This is a genomic window from Amycolatopsis sp. NBC_00438 (genome assembly GCF_036026695.1).
GTDB lineage: Bacteria > Actinomycetota > Actinomycetes > Mycobacteriales > Pseudonocardiaceae > Amycolatopsis.
In genome coordinates, this window is sequence record NZ_CP107923.1 from 8,976,304 (window position 1) to 8,994,542 (window position 18,239).

Sequence of the window (18,239 nt, forward strand, 5' to 3'; positions counted from 1 at the left end):
GCTGCTGTCGGATTGGTAACTATCGGCACTGTACGGGCGAAGGAGCCTGGATGAAGCTCTTCTCGGTGGTACTCCTCACGGCCGCTCTCACGTTCTCCGGGGCGACCGCCGCCAACGCGGACGGCCCGAAGCTCTCCCACGTCACGACGGTCGGCGTGCACAACACGTACGACCCGGCGGCCTACGACTACCTGGCCAGGGCGCTCGACGCCGGCTCGTCGCTGATCGAGCTCGACGTCTGGCCGGACTTCTTCACCCACGAGTGGAAGGTCAGCCACTCGAACCCGTTGGGGAACAGCAACAACTGCGTCGCGGCGACGTCGGCGGCGCAGCTGTACACCGGCGGGAAGAACAAGAACCTGGAGTACTGCCTCGACGACATCCGGATCTGGCTCGCGGCCCACCCGGGCCACACGCCGCTCACGCTCAAGCTCGAGATGAAGACCGGCTTCTCGGACAACACCGGCATGGGCCCGGACGAGCTGGACGCCACGTTCCGCGCGCACCTCGGCAGCGTCGCGTTCCGCCCGGGTGAGCTGCTCGGCGGCTACGGCACGCTGGACGACGCGGCCAAGGCGGACAACTGGCCGTCCGTGGACGCGCTGCGGGGCCGGGTGATCACCGAGATCATCCCGGGCACGGTGGAGGAGCAGAACCCGACCGACACGCTGAAGACCGACGTCGAGTACGGCCGCTACCTGGTCGGGCTCAAGAACGCCGGCCGGATCGGCGACGCCTACATCTTCCCGACCGTGCACGGCGCGGCCGGCGGTGACCCGCGGGACAAGTACACCGCCGACCTCAAGCCGTGGTTCGTGGTCTTCGACGGCGACGCGAACGCGTGGGTCACCCAGACCGGGCCGGGGTGGTACGACACCAACCACTACTACGTCGTGATGACCGACGGCCAGAACGTCGCGCCGGCCATCGACGCCCACAACCCGACGGTCGAGCAGGCCAACCAGCGCGTCGCCGACCTGGCGAAGCAGCACGCGTCGGTGATCACGTCGGACTGGACCGGGCTCACGACGGTGCTGCCCCAGGTGCTCGCCAGGGGTTAGACGGTCAGCACGAGCTTCCCGGACACCCGGCCGGACTCACCCAGCTCGTGCGCCTTCGCCACGTCTTCCAGCGGGAAGGTCTGCTCGACGCGGACCTTCAGCTGACCGGCCTCGATCAGCTCGACGAGGCCGGTCAGCCCGCCGCCGTCGGGTTCCACGAGAATCCCTTCCGTTCGCACTTTCCGTTCGGCGGCCGCCTTTTCGACCCGGTCGCCGACGCCGCTGGGCACGCCGATCAGCAGTCCGCCTTCCTTGATCGCCGGCAGCCAGCGCAGGTCGCTCTCCTCGCCGACCAGTCCGAAGTAGACGTCCACATCGGACGCCGTCGCACCGGCGTCGTGGTAGTCGATCGGCTCGTCGACGCCGAGTTCGCGCAGCAGTTCGTGCTTGCCCGCGCTGGCCGTGCCGATGACGTACGCGCCACGCGCCTTGGCGATCTGGACGGCGAGGTGCCCGACCCCGCCCGCGGCGGCGTCGACGAACACCCGCTGTCCGCTGTGGACGTTCGCGACGTCGACCAGGCCCTGCCAGGCGGTCAGCCCGGCCAGCGGCAGCGCGGCGGCCTCGGCGAACGAGAGCCCGGCGGGCTTGCGCACGAAGTGGCGCGAGGGCGCGGTGACGTACTCCGCGTAGGCGCTGGCCGAGCGGGGGAACCAGGGCATGCCGAGGACTTCGTCACCCTGCCGGACGCCGGTGGCGCCGAAGCCGGTCTCCTCGACGACGCCGGCGACGTCCCAGCCGACGGTGAACGGCGGTTCGCCGAGGAACCCGCCGCCGGCGCGCACCTTCCAGTCGACCGGGTTGATCCCGGCGGCGTGCACGCGCACCAGGACCTCCGTGGGCCCGGGTACCGGCCGAGCCGCTTCGGTGACGGTCAGCACCTCCGGCCCGCCGAGTGCCTGCTGGGTCACGATGCGCATCTGTTCGCTCCTTCGTTCCGGGGTCGGCTCCTATACTCGGACGGGTAGGCACTTTTCGCCAGAAGGCACTTCTTCGTAAAGTAGGTACCCGATGGAAACCACCTGCGACCAGGACGGACCCTGGGACGTCTACCTCCGCAGCTGTCCCTGCCGCGACGTACTGGACCTGCTGGCCAACAAGTGGACGGCGCTGGTCCTGGGCGCACTGGCCCGCGGCCCGCACCGCTTCGGCGAGCTGCGCCGCGCGGTCGACGGCATCAGCCAGAAGATGCTGACCCAGAACCTCCGCCAGCTGGAACGCGACGGCTTCCTGACGCGCACGGTCTACCCGACGACCCCGCCGACGGTGGAGTACGCGCTCACGGAGATGGGCGCCGAGGTCGGCGCGCACCTGGTGGCGCTGAGCGCCTGGTCCCAGGCCAACTTCGGCCGCATCCGCTCGGCCCGCGAGTCCTACGACGGCCGGGAGCTGCAGCCGGTCAGGTGAGGTTGCCGCAGCTTGGTCGTGAGTGTTCAGGGCGGTTAGAACCGCCCTGAACACTCACGAGGACCCGAGCACCCAGAACGGCGACACCGGGCCCACGCCCGCGCCGAGCGGGTAGGACTCCGCCACGCACCTCTCGATGAACTTCTTCCCCGCCGCCACCGCGTCCGGCACCGAGGCGCCCTTCGCCAGCGACGCCGTGATCGCCGACGCCATCGTGTCGCCGCCGCCGTGGGTGTTCTCCGTGTCGTAGCGGGGGCCGCTCAGCGAGACGTACGTGCTGCCGTCGGTCAGCAGGTCCACGCAGGTGCGGCCCGTCATGTGGCCGCCCTTGACCAGGACCCACCGGGAACCGAAGGCCAGCAACGCCTCGGCCGCGTCTCGCTGGGACGCCGCGTCCGTGACGGAGATGCCCGTCAGCAGGCGGACCTCGTCCAGGTTCGGGGTGATCAGCGTCGCGCGCGGGAACAGTTCCGTGCGGATCGCCTCCAGGGCGTCCTCGCGCAGCAGCGCGTGGCCCGTCATCGACGCCGCCACCGGGTCGACCACGAGGGGGATGTCCCCGCCGACCTCGTCCAGGGTCTTGGCCACCGCGCGGATGATCTCCGCCGTGGCCAGCATGCCCGTCTTGGCCGCGTTGACGCCCATGTCGGACGCCACCGCCTTGATCTGCGCGGCGACGACGTCGGCCGGGATCTCGGTGAAACCCTGAACGCCCAACGAGTTCTGCACGGTGACGGCCGTCAGCGCGACCAGGCCGTGCACGCCGTGGGCGAAGAACGTGCGCAGGTCCGCCTGGATGCCCGCACCACCGCCGGAGTCGGATCCGGCGATGGTGAGGGCGGTGGGCGGAGTCACGGTTGCACCACGGGCAGGTAGACCTGGCCGCCGGACTCGGTGAACTCCGCCGACTTCGAAGCCATGCCGGCCTCGATGGCCTCCACAGTGGACAGACCGTGCTCCTCGGCGTACTTGCGGACGTCCTGCGTGATCCGCATCGAGCAGAACTTCGGGCCGCACATCGAGCAGAAGTGCGCGGTCTTGGCCGGTTCGGCGGGCAGCGTCTCGTCGTGGAACGCGCGTGCGGTGTCCGGGTCGAGGGACAGGTTGAACTGGTCGTTCCAGCGGAACTCGAAGCGGGCCTTGGACAGCTCGTCGTCCCACTCCTGCGCGTACTGGTGCCCCTTGGCCAGGTCGGCGGCGTGCGCGGCGATCTTGTACGTGATCACGCCGGTCTTGACGTCGTCGCGGTTCGGCAGGCCGAGGTGCTCCTTCGGCGTGACGTAACACAGCATCGCCGTGCCGTACCAGCCGATCTGCGCCGCGCCGATGGCCGAGGTGATGTGGTCGTACGCCGGCGCGATGTCCGTCGTGAGTGGACCGAGGGTGTAGAACGGCGCCTCGCCGCAGAGCCGTTCCTCCAGCTCGACGTTCTCCTTGATCTTGTGCATCGGCACGTGGCCGGGGCCCTCGATCATCACCTGGACGTCGTGCGAGCGCGCGAGGTGCGTCAGCTCGCCGAGGGTTTCCAGCTCGGCGAACTGCGCGCGGTCGTTGGCGTCGGCGATCGAGCCGGGGCGCAGGCCGTCGCCGAGGGAGAACGTGACGTCGTACTGGCGCAGCAGCTCGCAGAGTTCCTCGAAGTGCGTGTACAGGAAGGACTCCTGGTGGTGCGCGAGGCACCACGCGGCCATGATCGAGCCACCCCGGCTGACGATGCCGGTGACGCGCCGCGCGGTCAGCGGGATGTAGCGCAGCAGCACGCCGGCGTGCACCGTGACGTAGTCGACACCCTGCTCGCACTGCTCGACGATGGTGTCGCGGTAGACCTCCCACGACAGCTTTTCCGGTTCCCCGTCGACCTTTTCCAGCGCCTGGTAGATCGGCACGGTACCGACGGGCACCGGCGAGTTGCGGATGATCCACTCGCGCGTCTCGTGGATCCGCTTGCCGGTGGACAGGTCCATGATCGTGTCGGCACCCCAGCGGGTGGCCCACACCATCTTGTCGACCTCTTCCTCGACCGAGGACCAGACGGCCGAGTTGCCCATGTTGGCGTTGATCTTCACCAGGAAGTTCTTGCCGATGATCATCGGTTCGGACTCGGGGTGGCGCCGGTTGACCGGGATCACCGCGCGGCCGCTCGCGACCTCGTCGCGCACGAACTCCGGCGAAACCCGTTCCCGCGCGGCGATGTACTCCATTTCCCTGGTGACGACGCCTTGTTTGGCCCAGCCGAGCTGCGTGTTGTGCTCACGGCCGTCGGCCCAGTCGGCGCGAAGCCGGTGGAGTCCACTATGGACGTCGATCTTCGCTTCAGGGTCGGTGTACGGCCCGGAAGTGTCGTAGACGTCGAAGTGTTCGCCGTTCGAGAGGTCGATCCGGCGGGCCGGAACGCGGAGTCCGGATTCGGTCTGGTGGTAGACCTTGTGCGAACCGGTGATCGGACCGGTCGTGACGGAGACGTCCTTGTTCTCCAAGGTGGTCAACGACTTTCACTCCCTACGCCGGCATTACCCGGTCAGGTTCATGCGGTCGGTGACACCCGGGACAAATCCCCAGTCACCCTCTCAGCCCGCCATGGCGCGAGCTCCCGCGTTGTGGTGTTGTGCCACCGACCATGCCACGCCGGGGCGCCAGACTCAAGTCCGCTCACCTCACCCGACCAGTTCGGCCGGTGTGGCGTAGACGTCGACCATGGCTCCGTTGCGCAGCACGGTGATCGGCAGTGCGGTGCCGATCACTTCGGCGAACAGCTGCCGCTGGATGCCCTGCGCGTCCGACACCCGGGCGCGCCCGACGGTCAACACGAGATCACCCGTTCGCAGCCCGGCGCGCTCGGCGGGCCCGCCGGAGACGACTTCGCGCACCCGCAGCCCGGCCTCCTGGCCGGTGCGCTCGGCGACGTCGTCGGGCAGCGGCGCGGGCACGCCGACAACGCCGAGGTACGCGCGCCGCACCCGGCCTTCGACGACGAGGGTGTTGATGATCCGGCGCGTGGTCGAGTTGATCGGCACGGCCAGGCCGAGCCCGACGCCGGCGACCGCGGTGTTGATCCCGACGACGCGGCCGGCGGAGTCGGCGAGCGCGCCGCCGGAGTTGCCCGGGTTGAGCGCGGCGTCGGTCTGGATGACGTCCTCGATCACCCGGCCGGCGCGGCCGTGGCGCACCGGGAGCGCCCGGCCGAGCGCGCTGACGACCCCCGCGGTGACCGAGCCGGAGAAGCCGAGCGGGCTCCCGATCGCCACCACGAGCTGCCCGACGACGAGCTTGTCGGCGTCGCCGAGCACGGCGGCGGAGGGCGTCTCGCCGTGCGCCCGCAGCACGGCGAGATCGGACAGCGGATCGGCGCCGACGACGTCGAAGCGTGCTTCGCTGCCGTCGGCGAAGGTCGCGACGCCGCTCCGGTCCTGGTCGACGACGTGCGCGTTGGTCAGCAGGTAGCCGTCGTCGGCGAAGACCACCGCGGAGCCGCTGCCGCGCGCGAGCTGAACCCCGGCGACGTGCGGGGTGACGGTCTTGGCGACCGTGCTGACCGCGCGTGAGTAGGCGTCCATCGCCTCGTCCATGAGTACCTCGATTACACCGTTGCAGGTCCTTCAATAGTGCGCCGCGAACAGCCGGAAGTCCGTTCGCTGCTGGTGAACCGGCGGCGTGACCGGACCAGTGACGGTCAGTGGTTCACCGATTCGGACCATGCGCCGGTGAAGAATCGGCGAGACACTGCCTGTCGCTTCTGTAACGGTGCAGAAGCGACATCACTGTGGGGTTGATATGCGCAAACTCATGGTCTCGGCCCTCGCCGGGCTGCTGGTCACCGGGCTGATACCGGCGACCGCGGCGGCCCAGGGGACGGCTCCCGGGGCGCCCGGCGCCCATCCCAGCTGGCTGCCCGCGAACAAGACCGGCTTCGGCACGGCTCACGACCGGTCGAGCAACGTCTGGTTCACGCTCCAGGGCGGTCAGCTGTCCGAGGTCTACTACCCGGACCTGTCGACGCCGAGCGTCCGCTCGATGGACTTCGTCGTCACCGACGGGCGCAGTTTCGCCGTCGCCGACAACACGGCCAGGTCGCAGCAGGTCCGGCGGACCGACGACGACAGCTTGGTTTACGAGCAGACCATCACCGACGACCAGCACCGGTGGCGGCTGCGCAAGACCTACGTCACCGATCCGGCCGCGACGACCGTGCTGGTGGACGTCGACTTCCAGTCGCTCACCGGGCGGCCGTACCAGCTCTACGCGGTCGCCGACCCGGACCTGACCAACGACGGCTCCGACGATTCGGCCGCCCGCAAGGGGGACGCCGTCACCGCGTCGGACGCCACCAACGCCGCCGCCCTCACCGCGAAGCCCGCCTTCACGAAGACCAGCGTCGGCTACGCGGGCGCGTCCGACGGCGGCACTCAGCTCGCGAAGACGTTCAAGCTCGCGACGTACGACAGCGCCACGAAGGGCAACGTCGTCCTGACCGGGCAGACCGCGGCCGACGGCGTGCGCACCCGGCACGTCACCCTCGCGCTCGGCATGGGCGCGAAGGCGTCCGACGCGCTCGGCAACGCGCAGGCGTCGCAGCGGCGCGGTTTCGGGGACATCACCCGTTCTTACGACCGCGGCTGGGAGCAGTACCTGCGCGGGGTGAGCAAACCGCCGTCGTCGCTGAAGACCGACAGCGAGCGCGACCTCTACAAGGCGTCGATGCTGACGCTGGCCGCGAGCGAGGACAAGCACCACCCGGGCGCGTTCATCGCGTCGCCGAGCATGCCCTGGCGGTTCGGGAACAACGACCCGGAGTGGTCGCCGTCCGGCACCTACCACCTGGTCTGGCCGCGCGACCTCTACCAGATCGCGACCGGCCTGGCCGCAGGCGGCGACACCGCGGCCGCGAGCCGCGCGGTGACCTACATGTTCGGCACGCAGCAGCAGGCCGACGGCCATATGCCGCAGAACAGCCGGGTCGACGGCGTGCCGTACTGGACGTCGGTCCAGCTCGACGAAACCGCGTTCCCGATCGTGCTGGCCCAGCAGCTGGGGCGCAACGACGTGTGGCCCGGCGTGCGCAAGGCGGCCGACTTCCTGTTGTCCTACAAGGGTCCTGACGGCCAGGCCGCGCCGTGGACGCAGCAGGAGCGCTGGGAGGAGCAGGACGGCTGGTCCCCGTCGACCATCGCGTCGGTGATCGCCGGGCTGGTCTGCGCCGCGGACATCGCGTCGCACAACGGCGCGCCGGCGGACGCGGCTCGCTACCTGGCCGCGGCGGACAAGTTCAAGGCCGACCTGCCGAAGCAGACGATCACCACGAACGGGCCGCTGTCGAAGGACCCGTACTTCGTGCGGCTCACCAAGGACGGCAACGCGAACGCTCCGACGACGTACAACCTCGGCAACTCGAGCGTGACCATGGACCAGCGTGCGGTCACCGACGCCGGCTTCCTCGACCTGGTGCGCCTCGGCGTCTACCGCGCCGACGACCCGGTGATCGTGAACAGCGTTCGCGTCACGGACAAGGAGATCTCGTACACGACGCCGACCGGGCAGTTCTGGCACCGGTACACAAAGGACGGCTACGGCGAGCAGGCCGACGGTTCGCCGTGGGACTACACCTTTCCGGCCGAGAGCCGCACGACGTTCGGCCGGCTGTGGCCGCTGCTCGCCGGCGAGCGCGGCGAGTACGAACTGACGCTGGGCCAGCCGTCGTCGGCCGCGCGGCGGCTGCGTGACCTCGGCCGGGTGAGCAGCTCGGCGGAGACCATGCCGGAGCAGGTGTGGGACGAGAACCCGCCGTCGGGTCAGACGGGGTTCCCGGCCGGCACGCCGAACACCTCGGCGACGCCCCTGGCCTGGACGCACGCGCAGTACGTCCGCCTGGCCTGGGACGTCAATGCGGGCGCGACCCTCGAAACCCCGCGCGTGGTCCGCTGCCACTTCCTCGGCTGCTGAGGTTCGCCAAAAGCCGTGAAGGCCTCCTTACCGGCCATAAGAGCCGGTAAGGAGGCCTTCACGGCTTTACGGAGTACGGGAGGTCAGATGACGGCGCCGTCGTCTTCGGGGGTGCGTGGGGGGAGCCAGGAGAGGCCGGGGACGCCCCACTTGTTGGACTTCAGCATCTTCTTCGCGGCGCGGGCGTGGCGCCCGACGAGCCGGTCGAGGTAGATGTAGCCGTCGAGGTGGTCGGTCTCGTGCTGCAGGCAGCGCGCGAAGTAGCCGGTGCCCTCGACCTCGATCGGGTTGCCCTCGATGTCGGAGCCGGTCACCTTCGCCCACGACGCGCGGCCCGTCGGGTACGACTCGCCGGGCGCCGAGAGGCAGCCCTCCCAGTCGTCGTCCGGATCCGGCATGGTCTCCGGGATCTCCGACGTCTCGAGCTTCGGGTTCACCACGACGCCCTTGTGGCGGACGCCCTCGTCGTCCGGGCAGTCGTAGACGAACACCCGCAGGTCGAGGCCGATCTGGTTGGCGGCTAGGCCGACACCCTCGGCGGCGTACATCGTCTCGAACATGTCGTCGGTGAGGATGCGCAGCTGCTCGTCGAACTCGGTGATCTCCCGAGTCGGGTTGTGCAGCACGGGGTCGCCGGCGATCCGGATGGCGTGGACGGTCACGAGCGGGCAGTTTAGTCGGACCCTTCTGGTAGACCTGCATCAGACCGTGACGCGCCGATGTCGATGCCCACGTCGGCGTGCTGATCCGTGGTTGAATGACGCCCGCGGAAGAGGTAGGTCTGGATCACCATGTCGCCTGATTGAGAGGGACTCGGATGGACGCCGCGGAGTCGATGGCTGAGCCGCAGCCGTCGCCGCCGAAGCCCGTACCCGGCCTGACCGAACGCGAGGTCGAGATCCTCGCTTTCGAGCGCCAGTGGTGGCGACATGCCGGTGCGAAGGAGAACGCCATCCGTGAGCGCTTCGAAGTCTCCAGCACGCGCTACTACCAGCTGCTGAACAAGCTGCTGGAGAAGCCGGAGGCGATCGAAGCCGACCCGATGCTGGTGAAGCGGCTGCGCAAGACGCGTGCCGCCCGCCAGCGCAAGCGTGGGGCCAGGCGACTGGGGATCGAGCTGAAATGAGCGTGTTTTCGGGAATGTCCCGGCCGATGAAGGCCGCGGGCGTCGTGCTGATCGGTGTGGCGATCGTCGCCGCCGTGATCGGCGGGATCTCCGCGTTGAGTGGTGGCGGTTCGAACGAAGCCGGGCCGAGCGGTACGCCCAGCACCCAGCCCGGCACGCCGCCGGGCGGGACGTCGCCGACGGTGACACCACCGTCGACACCGCCGCCGTCCACGACCAGTCCGACGTCGCCCACGCCGTCGTCACCTACCCCCGGCCAGCCGACACCGGGACAGCCGACGTCCGGGCAGCCGGGTCAGCCCGGTGACCAGCAGACGGGCAACAAGTGGGTGACCGTCCGGGTGTTCAACAACTCCCTGATCAAGGACCTCGCCGAGCGGGCCGCGAACGACTTCCGGGGTGACGGCTGGACCGTCAACGAGGTCGGCAACTACTCGCAGGGCACGATTCCGGTGACCACGGCGTTCTACCGCCCGGGCACCGACGAGGAAGCCGCGGCGAAGCAGCTCGCGCAGGAGTTCCAGATCAAGGCCGAGCCCCGCTTCCCGGGGATCGAGAGTGCCAGCCCGGGCGTGATCATCATCGTGACGAAGGAATACGAGTCGGGCCACAAGGGCAGCTGACGAGCTTGTGCCGAAGGGGCGCCACCCGCGGGTGGCGCCCCTTCGCGCGTTTCAGTCGCCGGCCTGGACCTGGGCGTAGGCCTCCAGGGCCGCGAGCTGGGCCGGGTCCAGGCTCGGCCGGACCTTCTTGCGGGCCGCGTCCAGGTGGGCCGCCGTGACCTCGTGGGCTTCGAGGGACTCGCGCATCGCCGTCAACGCCGCTTCGCGGATCAGCGCCGCGCAGTCGGCCGCCGAGTAACCGTCCAGAGTGGACGCCACCGCGGCCAGGTCCACATCGGCAGCCAGCGGCGTGTTCTTCGAGGTCGCGGTCAAGATCGCGGTGCGGGCCTCGGCGTCCGGCGGCGGCACGTAGACGCGGCGCTCCAGCCGTCCCGGCCGCAGCAGGGCCGGGTCGACCAGCTCGGGCCGGTTCGTCGCGCCGAGGACGACGACCTCGCGCATCGGCTCGACGCCGTCGAGCTCGGTCAGCAGCGCCGCGACCACCCGATCGGCGACACCGGAGTCCGACGACTGGCCGCGGCGCGGGGCCAGCGCGTCGATCTCGTCCAGGAAGATCAGCGACGGCGCGGCCTCGGCGGCGCGGCGGAACAGCTCCCGCACCGCGCGCTCCGACTCGCCGACCCACTTGTCCATCAGCTCGGCGCCCTTGACGGCGAACACGTTGAGCGCGCCGGTGCCGGCCAGCGCCCGCACCAGGAACGTCTTGCCGCCACCGGGCGGCCCGTAGAGCAGCACGCCACGCGGCGGTGCGACGCCGAGCCGCGCGAACGAGTCCGGGTACCGCAGCGGCCACAGCACCGTTTCGGTGAGGGACTGCTTGACGTCGACCATGTTGCCGACGTCGTCCAAGGTCAGCCCGCCGGTGGCCAGGTTGTCCGAAGTGGACAGCGACACCGGCCGGACGGTGGCCAGCGCGTCCAGCAGGTCCTGCTGCGAGACACGCGGCTCGGCCTCGTCACGCTGGCGCAGCGCCGCCCGCAGCGCCGCGTCCCGTCGCAGCGCGATGAGGTCCGCCGCGACGAACCCCGGGGTCCGCTCGGCGAGCGCGCCGCAGTCGAGGCCCGGCTCCAGGGGGACGTCGCGCAGCAGGACGTTCAGCAGCTCACGGCGGGTTTTCGCGTCCGGCAGGGCCAGGCCCAGCTCGCGGTCCAGCAGGTCCGCGGCGCGCAGCCGCGGGTCGGCGGACTCGGCCCGGGCCGTCGTCGCGACCACGGCGAGGCGGTCGCGGCGCAGGGCCGTGCGCAGCTCTTCGAGCACGATCGTGGCCACCGGCGGGGGCGTGGTCGCGGGCAGCAGCGCGTCGACGTCGGTGATCAGCAGCACAGCCGGGCCCGCGGCGGCGCGGATCGCCTCACGCAGCCGCGACACCGCGACGTTCGGGTCCAGCACCGCGAGGTTGGGCGCGGCGACCGGGACGACCTTGACGTTCTCGGCCTGCGCCACCGACCGCACGAGCGTCGCCTTGCCGACGCCTTCGGGGCCGGACAGCAGCACGCCGAGGTGGGCGGGCGCGCCCAGCTTCGCGAGCAGCTCGGGCCGGTGGAAGGCCAGGTCGAACCACTCGGAGAGCTTGCGCGCGGCCGCTTCGCCGCCGATCAGGTCGGCCACCGGCACGGCCGGCTCGGTGATCTCCACGAGCGTGACTTCGTCTTCGACGATTTCGGCGTCGATCCACTCCTCGGCCGCGGTGACGGCGGTGGTGCGGACGAGCGCGGTCGCCGTCCGCGGCGCGGCGGATTCGGCGGCGGGCCGGGCGCCGTCGCGCCAGACGACCACTGTGGACGGTCCTACCGCGACGGTCCCGGCGGGCTCGGTCGCGGTGACGGTCAGCAGTTCGTTCGTCCAGGTCGCGCCGATGGCCCGCGACAGCTGGCCGCGCAGGCCGGCCGGGTCGGACCCCGGCTGCGGCGCGAGGTCCTGCGGCAGCAGGGAAACGGCGTCGCCGATGGTCAGGACCTTGCCGATCAGCGCCAGCCGCAGCATGTGCGGGCTGACCGACGAGCTGGCCAGCCGTGACCCCGCGACGGTCACCGTCCGGGCGGCCGACACCTCGGCCGGCGCGACCACGACCTCGGCGCCTTCGGTGACGCCGAGGTTCGACATCGTGACGTCGTCGGTGAGCAGCACCCCCGGCACGCCGGTCTCGTCGGCGGGCGCCGCGAGCGCGGCGCTGACGCGCGCGCCGGTCAGGTGCACCGCGTCCCAGGCCCGCAGGCCCAGCGCGTCGAGGACTTCGGGGTGCAGCCGCACGACGCCGCGGCGGGTGTCCAGCGCGGACGGCGTGTGCCGGACGGTCAGCGTGATCTGGGGGTGGCTCACGCCGTTCACCCTAGCGATGCGGAGAGCCCCCACGCGTCGAAGCCGGGGTGATATCCCGGACCGCCGACACCCCGTGTCGTCCACCTGAGTACGCGTGTCGTCCCGTCAGGTACGCGTGTCGTCCATTCCGATCGAGCCCGGGCGTACCCGGACGGACGACACGCGTACCCAGGTGGACGACACGCGCACCTGGATGGACGACACGATTTACTTGCGGCGCAGGCCGATCTGGCGCCAGGAGCGGCGGCGCTGGCCGTTGCCGTTGCCGTTGGAGGAGGTGTCGCGGGGGGTGCGGACGTACTCGCCGTTGCGGGGGAGGCGGACCGCACGCATCGCCGCGCCCGCGACACGCCGGCGCAGCGGTGGGCGCAGGCCGAGACGGCGCTGGGAGCGGGCCCGGCGGATCGCGCGGCGCTCGCGCGGCGGGACCGTCCAGGCCTCGGGGTGGTCGGCCAGCCAGCGGCTGCGGTAGACCGAGTACGGGATGTGCGCCAGGTACAGCACCATCGCGACGAGCAGCGCGACCAGCGGGAACTGGATGATCGCGGCCGCCAGCAGGGCGACGCCGATCAGCAGCGGCGCGATCGCCTTCGCCGGGGCCTTGACCGTCTTCAGCGACAGCGTCGGGATCCGGCTGATCAGCAGGGCCGCGATGGCGATCGTCCACGCCCACACGACCCACTGCGAAGACCACCAGCCCTCGCCCCACTGCAGCCAGGCGACCAGCGGCAGCATGGCGAGCAGACCGCCCGCGGGCGCCGGGACGCCGACGAAGAACTCGCTCGCGTACGCCGGCTGCTCGGTGTCGTCGAGCAGCGTGTTGAACCGGGCCAGCCGCAGGATCATGCAGACGGCGAAGATCAGCGACGCCACCCAGCCGATCCGGTCCGCGCCCGTCTGCCACACGTAGATGACCAGCGCCGGCGCGACGCCGAACGAGATGCCGTCGGACAGCGAGTCCAGCTCCGCGCCCATCTTCGACGTCGCGTCGAGCAGGCGGGCGATCCGGCCGTCCAGGCTGTCGAGCACCGCGGCGATGCCGATCGAGGCGATCGCCATCGAGTAGTTCTTCGTCAGCGCGAACTGCACCGCCGACAGCCCGGCGCACAGCGCCAGCACGGTGATGGCGTTCGGCAGCAGCCGGACACCGGGGGTGGTCGTGGTCACGCGGACCATGGGGTCAGCCTTCCGAGCGCGAGGCGGGGAGTTCGGCGATCACCGTCTCGCCGCCGACCGTCCGCTGGCCCTTCGCGACCAGTACGCGCGAGCCCGGCGGGAGGTAGAGGTCGACCCGGGAGCCGAAGCGGATGATGCCGTACGTCGCAGCGGCGCCGACCTTGTCGCCCTCGCGGATCTCGCAGAGGATGCGGCGCGCGACCAGCCCGGCGATCTGCACGACGACGAGCTCGTGGCCGTCTTCGGTGCGCATCAGCACGGAGTTGCGTTCGTTGTCCTTGCTCGCCTTGTCCAGGTCCGCGGAGAGGAACTTGCCCGGCCGGTAGGCGACGCGCTCGATCACGCCGTTCGCCGGCACGCGCTGGACGTGCACGTCGAACACCGAGAGGAACACCGACACGCGCAGCCGCGGCTCGGCGGGCAGGCCGAGCTCGGCGGGCGGGACGGCTTCCTCGATCAGCGAGACGAGACCGTCGGCCGAGGCCAGCGCGACGCCATCACGCGGGGGCGGGACCCGCTTCGGCTCGCGGAAGAACGCGGCCATCGCCACGGTCGTGAGCGCGCCGAGGACGCCGAGGCGCTTGGAGAACCGGCGGGCGACCAGCGTCGCGACCGCGCCACCCGCCACGAACGGCCGGCCGGCCGGGTGCATCGGCGGCAGCGTCTCGCGGGCCAGCTGGAGGGCGTGGGCGACGGGATTGCCGGCGGATTCCGGCCGGGTGCCGCTCATGGTCGGGTCCCCTGGTTTCGTGTCGTGAGGGCGGGTGACGCCGGGGTTCCGGCGGCCGCGTACGGGCGCCACCACGCTACCGCTGCCCCAGGTGGGGGTCTGGTCGGGTCTGTCCGGGTCCTCCGCGAGGGTGTCCCCGTGACGGGTGGGAGGGACCACATCCCGGTAACGGATGGTCGAAGTCTGCGATAACTCTGGGTAGTTGACGCCGTCTGACCTGTGAGGACCGATGACCGACCGCCGCGATTCCGCCGACGCCCGGCTCGCCGAGCTGCTCGGCGCGTGGCGCCAGGACATCGCCGACGCGCCGATGCCGTCACTCGTGGATCCGGACCGCGCGGTGGACGTCGTCATCGAAGCGATGAGACGAAGCCGGGTGCATGCACCCCCCGACGGCGCATGCACCCGGCCGCGGAATCAGGGCCTGAAAGAAGCGCCGAACGACCTACTTTAGTGGCGGAAGCCGTGTTGACCACGGTTCGTCCGGCAAATGTTACGAACGGTCACCCGAGCGCCGGCCGATCCCGCTCGCGAGCCGCAGGATCGCCAGCAGCACGACGGCGCCCAGGATGGCCACGCCGAAGCTGGGGAAGTCGAAGTCGAACGACTTCGCCTGGCCGGTCGCGAGCCGGTAGATCAGCCCGCCCAGGGCCGCGCCGACCACGCCCACCAGCACGCTGACCAGGCAACCCTGCCGGCGCCGGTCCCGGCCGCCGACGACCAGGTTGGCCGCCCAGCCGACGAGCGCGCCGAAGATGACCCATGCGACGAAACCCATGTCGTGGAGCTTACGCGGGCCGATCACGCGGACGCACAAGAGTCATTGCACAAGAGCTGTTGTACAACTACTCTTGTGCGTCATGAGCGAGGACGTCCGGGAGATCCGGGATTCGAAGGTGCTGGCCGCCATGTCGCACCCGCTGCGCCGCCGGCTGCTGGACCTGCTGCACCTCGACGGGCCCGCGACCGCGTCGATGCTCGCCGCGAAGACCGGCCAGGCGGTCGGGAACATCAGCCACCACATCAAGGTGCTGGCCGCGGCGAAGCTCGTCGAGCAAGCCCCAGAACTGGCTCGTGACCAGCGGGAACGCTGGTGGCGGCGGGTCTCGAAGACGCTGAAGTGGGCAGCCGCCGACTTCCCCGACGACCCGGTCGCCGAGGCCGCCGAGGTGCTCGTCCTCGACCGCCAGACGGCCGTCGCCCGGCAGTGGATCGCCGAGCGCGAGAGCTATCCCGAGCCGTGGCGGGGCGCGCCGTTCGCGATGGACACCTGGCTCCGGCTCTCGACCGACGAGCTCGACGAGCTGAACGAGCGGGTCCTGCTGCTGATCAGCGAGTTCGAAGACCGCGTCGAACCCGGCGACGGCATCGAGCGCCGCCCGGTCTTCTTCGCCGCGCGGGCGTCGCTGGGCCGGCCGTGACCGGGCTCTGGGGGAACCGCGACTTCCGGCTGCTGTGGACCGGCGAGACCGCCAGCATGCTCGGCGGCATGGTCGCGAGCACGGCGTTGCCGCTGGTCGCGGTGCTCACGCTGGGGGCGAGCACGTTCGACGTCGGGCTGCTGACGGCGGTGGCCTGGCTGCCCTGGCTGGTGATCGGCCTGCCCGCCGGCGCCTGGGTGGACCGGCTGCCCAAGCGCCCGGTGATGCTCGCCTGCAACACCGTGTCGATGGCGGTGTTCGGCAGTGTTCCCCTCGCCGCCGCGCTCGGCGCGCTGACCATGCCGTACCTGCTGGTGGCCGCGCTGCTCGGCGGCGTCGCGAAGGTGTTCTTCACCCTCGCCTACCGGGCCTTCCTCCCGGCGCTCGTCGGCCGCGAGGACCTGCTGGGGGCCAACGCCAAGCTGCAGGGCAGCGAATCCGCGACGCAGGTCGCCGGGCCCGGCCTGGCGGGCCTGCTGGCGCAGGCGTTCGGGCCGGTCAGCGGGATCCTCGCGGACGCGGTCAGCTTCGGCGTCTCCGTGCTGTGCGTGCGCACGATCCGCGCCCGCGAAACCGTCGTGCCGGTCGAGCGGACGCCGCTGCGCAGCCAGATCGCCGTGGGTCTGCGGTTCGTCCTCGGCGACCGCTACCTGCGGACGCTGATGACGTTCGGCGCCGTCTCGAACCTCGCCCTGACCGGGTACCAGGCCATCCAGATCGTCTTCCTGTCCCGCACGCTCGGCGCCGCGCCCGGCCTGGTCGGGCTGGTCCTGGCGGCGGCCGCCACCGGCGGGATCCTCGGCGCCGCGCTGGCCGGTCGGCTCGGCGCCCGCTTCGGCACCGCCCGCGCGTTCCTGCTCTGCGAAGCCTTCGCGGCGCCGATGCTGCTGCTCGGCCCGCTGAGCGGCCCCGGCCCCGGGCTCGTGCTGTTCGTCATCGCGGACTTCGGCGTCTGCGCGGGGGTCGTCGCGTCGAACGTCCTGACCACGACGTTCCGGCAGCGCTACTGCCCGCCGGAGCTGTTCAGCCGGATCAACTCGAGCGCGTCGATCGTCAACTACGGCACGATCCCGCTGGCCGGCGTCCTCGGCGGCGCGCTCGGCGAAGCGATCGGCGTCCGGGAGACGCTCTGGGTGATGTCCGCGCTGCTGGTCGTGGCCCTCGGCATGCTGGCCCCGCTGGCGAAGCTGCGCGACTTCCCGGTCACAGCAGCAGGACGTCCACCTCGTCGCCAACCGCAGCCGAGCTGACGTCCTCCGGCAGCACGATCAGGCAGTTGGCCTGGGTGAACGCGGCCAGCAGGTGCGATCCCGGGCCGCCGCGCGGCCCGACGACCCCGGTGACCTCACGCTCGGACGGCGTGAACACGCCCCGGCGGAACTGGCGGCGTCCGGCCGGCGAGCTCATCGCCTCGGTCAGCCGGGCCCGCACCCGGCGGCGCGAGACGTCGGTGTGGCCGAGCGCGGCCAGCAGCGCCGGGCGCAGGAACGCCTCGAACGACACCAGCACGCTCACCGGGTTGCCGGGCAGCGTCACCACGGGCACGCCCTGCCAGCGCCCGGACCCCTGCGGCCCGCCCGGCTGCATCGCGACCTTCGCGAACTCGACGCCCTGCCCGGTGAGCGCGTCCTTCACCACTTCGTACGCGCCCGCGCTGACGCCGCCGGAGGTGACCAGCAGGTCGGCGTCGGCCAGCCGCGGCTCGATGACCTTGCGGAACTCCTCGACGTCGTCGACGACACTGCGGACCACCTCGACCTCGCAGCCGAGCTCGCGCAGCGCGGCGGCGAGCATCACGCTGTTGGACTCGTAGATCTGGCCGTGCCGCAACGGTGCCGGCGCGTCGACCAGCTCGGTGCCGGTGGAGGCGACGAGCACCCGCGGCGGCCGGTGCACCCGCAGCTCGGCGAGCCCGACCGCGGCGGCCAGGCCCAGGTGCGAATGCCCCAGCACGGTCCCGGCGGGCAGCGCGAGGCTCCCGGCGACGACGTCTTCCCCGAGCCGCCGGATGTGCGCGCCTTCGCGGGCCTCGGCGGTGATGGTCACGGTCTCCGTGCCGCCGTCGGTGTCCTCGACCATCACGACGGCGTCCGCGCCCGGCGGCAGCGGCGCGCCGGTCATGATCCGGTGCGCGGTGCCCGGCTCCAGCGGCCGGACGTCGACCCGGCCGGCCGGGATGTCGTCGGCGACCGGCAGTGTCACCGGCACCGAGGCGACGTCGGCGGCGCGGACCGCGTAGCCGTCCATCGCGGAGTTGTCGAAGGGCGGCAGGGAGACGCCCGCCGGCACGTCCTCGGCCAGCACGAGGCCGGCCGCGTCGGCGAGCGGCAGGACGGTGGTGGGCGCGGTGCCCAGGAGCGCGGTGATCCGCTCCCGGTAGTCGTCGACGGAGATCACCGGACCATCCTCCCCTGTTGTGGGAGGCGTGCAAGACTCTGC

18 protein-coding genes and 1 riboswitch are annotated in these 18,239 nt (G+C 71.2%); of the genes, 8 read left to right on the plus strand and 10 right to left on the minus strand.

Annotation, left to right across the window (positions count from 1 at the left end; translation table 11 throughout):
- Window positions 1-50: 50 nt before the first annotated feature.
- Complete coding sequence (locus OG494_RS41300) at window positions 51-1,061, plus strand: phosphatidylinositol-specific phospholipase C domain-containing protein (RefSeq protein WP_328448156.1); 1,011 nt, start codon at window positions 51-53, stop codon at window positions 1,059-1,061.
- Here OG494_RS41300 and OG494_RS41305 read toward each other — a convergent pair.
- Window positions 1,058-1,981 carry an NADP-dependent oxidoreductase gene (locus tag OG494_RS41305; RefSeq protein ID WP_328448158.1) on the minus strand — a complete coding sequence of 308 codons (924 nt, stop codon included), beginning with the start codon at window positions 1,979-1,981 and terminating at the stop codon, window positions 1,058-1,060. The genes OG494_RS41300 and OG494_RS41305 overlap by 4 nt on opposite strands.
- 91 nt (window positions 1,982-2,072) lie before the next feature.
- Between OG494_RS41305 and OG494_RS41310 the strand changes: the two genes are divergently transcribed.
- Complete coding sequence (locus OG494_RS41310) at window positions 2,073-2,468, plus strand: winged helix-turn-helix transcriptional regulator (RefSeq protein WP_328448160.1); 396 nt, start codon at window positions 2,073-2,075, stop codon at window positions 2,466-2,468.
- 54 nt (window positions 2,469-2,522) lie between these two features.
- Here OG494_RS41310 and thiD read toward each other — a convergent pair whose 3' ends face one another.
- The 3 genes from thiD to OG494_RS41325 all read right to left on the minus strand — a co-directional run bounded on the left by thiD (window position 2,523) and on the right by OG494_RS41325 (window position 6,034).
- Window positions 2,523-3,323: a bifunctional hydroxymethylpyrimidine kinase/phosphomethylpyrimidine kinase gene (gene thiD, locus OG494_RS41315; RefSeq protein WP_328448162.1), complete on the minus strand. Its 801-nt coding sequence runs from the start codon at window positions 3,321-3,323 to the stop codon at window positions 2,523-2,525.
- Window positions 3,320-4,954, minus strand: a complete 1,635-nt coding sequence (thiC, locus tag OG494_RS41320) for a phosphomethylpyrimidine synthase ThiC (protein WP_328448163.1) — start codon at window positions 4,952-4,954, stop codon at window positions 3,320-3,322. The genes thiD and thiC overlap by 4 nt, the downstream gene beginning before the upstream one ends.
- Window positions 4,948-5,072: riboswitch (TPP riboswitch) on the minus strand. It overlaps the preceding gene by 7 nt.
- A 50-nt stretch (window positions 5,073-5,122) precedes the next feature.
- The gene (locus OG494_RS41325) at window positions 5,123-6,034 is read right to left on the minus strand and encodes a S1C family serine protease (RefSeq protein ID WP_328448165.1); all 912 of its coding nucleotides are present in this window, start codon (window positions 6,032-6,034) and stop codon (window positions 5,123-5,125) included.
- Window positions 6,035-6,239: 205 nt separating this feature from the next.
- Here OG494_RS41325 and OG494_RS41330 point away from each other — a divergent pair, with 205 nt between their 5' ends.
- On the plus strand, window positions 6,240-8,405 hold the full coding sequence (locus OG494_RS41330; RefSeq protein WP_328448167.1) for a glycoside hydrolase family 15 protein: 2,166 nt from the start codon (window positions 6,240-6,242) through the stop codon (window positions 8,403-8,405).
- An 83-nt stretch (window positions 8,406-8,488) separates the two neighbouring features.
- Here the strand turns inward: OG494_RS41330 and OG494_RS41335 are convergent, their stop codons facing one another.
- Window positions 8,489-9,067 carry a peptide deformylase gene (locus OG494_RS41335; RefSeq protein WP_328448169.1) on the minus strand — a complete coding sequence of 193 codons (579 nt, stop codon included), beginning with the start codon at window positions 9,065-9,067 and terminating at the stop codon, window positions 8,489-8,491.
- 155 nt (window positions 9,068-9,222) lie between these two features.
- On the opposite strand from OG494_RS41335, the gene OG494_RS41340 reads away from it, so the two are divergent.
- Together OG494_RS41340 and OG494_RS41345 are read left to right on the plus strand one after the other, a co-directional pair.
- Window positions 9,223-9,531 (plus strand): DUF3263 domain-containing protein, encoded by a 309-nt coding sequence (locus OG494_RS41340; protein WP_247058599.1) that lies wholly within the window; start codon window positions 9,223-9,225, stop codon window positions 9,529-9,531.
- Window positions 9,528-10,154 (plus strand): LytR C-terminal domain-containing protein, encoded by a 627-nt coding sequence (locus OG494_RS41345; RefSeq protein WP_328448172.1) that lies wholly within the window; start codon window positions 9,528-9,530, stop codon window positions 10,152-10,154. The genes OG494_RS41340 and OG494_RS41345 overlap by 4 nt, the downstream gene beginning before the upstream one ends.
- Window positions 10,155-10,205: 51 nt before the next feature.
- Here the strand turns inward: OG494_RS41345 and OG494_RS41350 are convergent, their stop codons facing one another.
- From OG494_RS41350 to OG494_RS41360, 3 genes are all read right to left on the minus strand, one after another.
- Window positions 10,206-12,473, minus strand: coding sequence for an AAA family ATPase (locus tag OG494_RS41350; protein WP_328448174.1), 2,268 nt, complete (start codon window positions 12,471-12,473; stop codon window positions 10,206-10,208).
- Window positions 12,474-12,680: 207 nt separating this feature from the next.
- A complete protein-coding gene (pssA, locus tag OG494_RS41355) occupies window positions 12,681-13,649 on the minus strand; it encodes a CDP-diacylglycerol--serine O-phosphatidyltransferase (protein WP_328448176.1) in 969 nt (322 codons plus the stop codon).
- A gap of 4 nt (window positions 13,650-13,653) precedes the next feature.
- The gene (locus tag OG494_RS41360; protein ID WP_328448178.1) at window positions 13,654-14,379 is read right to left on the minus strand and encodes a phosphatidylserine decarboxylase; all 726 of its coding nucleotides are present in this window, start codon (window positions 14,377-14,379) and stop codon (window positions 13,654-13,656) included.
- Between the two features lie 229 nt (window positions 14,380-14,608).
- On the opposite strand from OG494_RS41360, the gene OG494_RS41365 reads away from it, so the two are divergent.
- A complete protein-coding gene (locus OG494_RS41365; RefSeq protein WP_328448180.1) occupies window positions 14,609-14,833 on the plus strand; it encodes a hypothetical protein in 225 nt (74 codons plus the stop codon).
- Window positions 14,834-14,872: 39 nt separating this feature from the next.
- Here OG494_RS41365 and OG494_RS41370 read toward each other — a convergent pair whose 3' ends face one another.
- Entirely contained in the window at window positions 14,873-15,157 is a 285-nt protein-coding gene (locus OG494_RS41370; protein WP_328448182.1) for a GlsB/YeaQ/YmgE family stress response membrane protein, read from the minus strand.
- Between the two features lie 82 nt (window positions 15,158-15,239).
- Here OG494_RS41370 and OG494_RS41375 point away from each other — a divergent pair, with 82 nt between their 5' ends.
- Both OG494_RS41375 and OG494_RS41380 read left to right on the plus strand, forming a co-directional pair.
- Window positions 15,240-15,800, plus strand: coding sequence for an ArsR/SmtB family transcription factor (locus OG494_RS41375; RefSeq protein ID WP_328448184.1), 561 nt, complete (start codon window positions 15,240-15,242; stop codon window positions 15,798-15,800).
- Window positions 15,797-17,050, plus strand: a complete 1,254-nt coding sequence (locus OG494_RS41380; protein WP_328448186.1) for an MFS transporter — start codon at window positions 15,797-15,799, stop codon at window positions 17,048-17,050. The genes OG494_RS41375 and OG494_RS41380 overlap by 4 nt, the downstream gene beginning before the upstream one ends.
- Here the strand turns inward: OG494_RS41380 and moeA are convergent.
- The gene (gene moeA / locus OG494_RS41385) at window positions 17,004-18,197 is read right to left on the minus strand and encodes a molybdopterin molybdotransferase MoeA (RefSeq protein WP_328448188.1); all 1,194 of its coding nucleotides are present in this window, start codon (window positions 18,195-18,197) and stop codon (window positions 17,004-17,006) included. The genes OG494_RS41380 and moeA overlap by 47 nt on opposite strands.
- Window positions 18,198-18,239 lie beyond the last annotated feature (42 nt).

Excerpts from the sequence above, each read along its gene's own strand:
- OG494_RS41300 (WP_328448156.1), top strand. The coding sequence starts at position 51 with ATGAAGCTCTTCTCGGTGGTACTCCTCACGGCCGCTCTCACGTTCTCC.
- OG494_RS41305 (WP_328448158.1), bottom strand. The coding sequence starts at position 1,981 with ATGCGCATCGTGACCCAGCAGGCACTCGGCGGGCCGGAGGTGCTGACC.
- pssA (WP_328448176.1), bottom strand. The coding sequence starts at position 13,649 with ATGGTCCGCGTGACCACGACCACCCCCGGTGTCCGGCTGCTGCCGAAC.
- OG494_RS41365 (WP_328448180.1), top strand. The coding sequence starts at position 14,609 with ATGACCGACCGCCGCGATTCCGCCGACGCCCGGCTCGCCGAGCTGCTC.
- OG494_RS41325 (WP_328448165.1), bottom strand. The coding sequence starts at position 6,034 with ATGGACGAGGCGATGGACGCCTACTCACGCGCGGTCAGCACGGTCGCC.
- OG494_RS41370 (WP_328448182.1), bottom strand. The coding sequence starts at position 15,157 with ATGGGTTTCGTCGCATGGGTCATCTTCGGCGCGCTCGTCGGCTGGGCG.
- OG494_RS41310 (WP_328448160.1), top strand. The coding sequence starts at position 2,073 with ATGGAAACCACCTGCGACCAGGACGGACCCTGGGACGTCTACCTCCGC.
- OG494_RS41375 (WP_328448184.1), top strand. The coding sequence starts at position 15,240 with ATGAGCGAGGACGTCCGGGAGATCCGGGATTCGAAGGTGCTGGCCGCC.
- OG494_RS41345 (WP_328448172.1), top strand. The coding sequence starts at position 9,528 with ATGAGCGTGTTTTCGGGAATGTCCCGGCCGATGAAGGCCGCGGGCGTC.
- OG494_RS41340 (WP_247058599.1), top strand. The coding sequence starts at position 9,223 with ATGGACGCCGCGGAGTCGATGGCTGAGCCGCAGCCGTCGCCGCCGAAG.
- OG494_RS41360 (WP_328448178.1), bottom strand. The coding sequence starts at position 14,379 with ATGAGCGGCACCCGGCCGGAATCCGCCGGCAATCCCGTCGCCCACGCC.
- OG494_RS41330 (WP_328448167.1), top strand. The coding sequence starts at position 6,240 with ATGCGCAAACTCATGGTCTCGGCCCTCGCCGGGCTGCTGGTCACCGGG.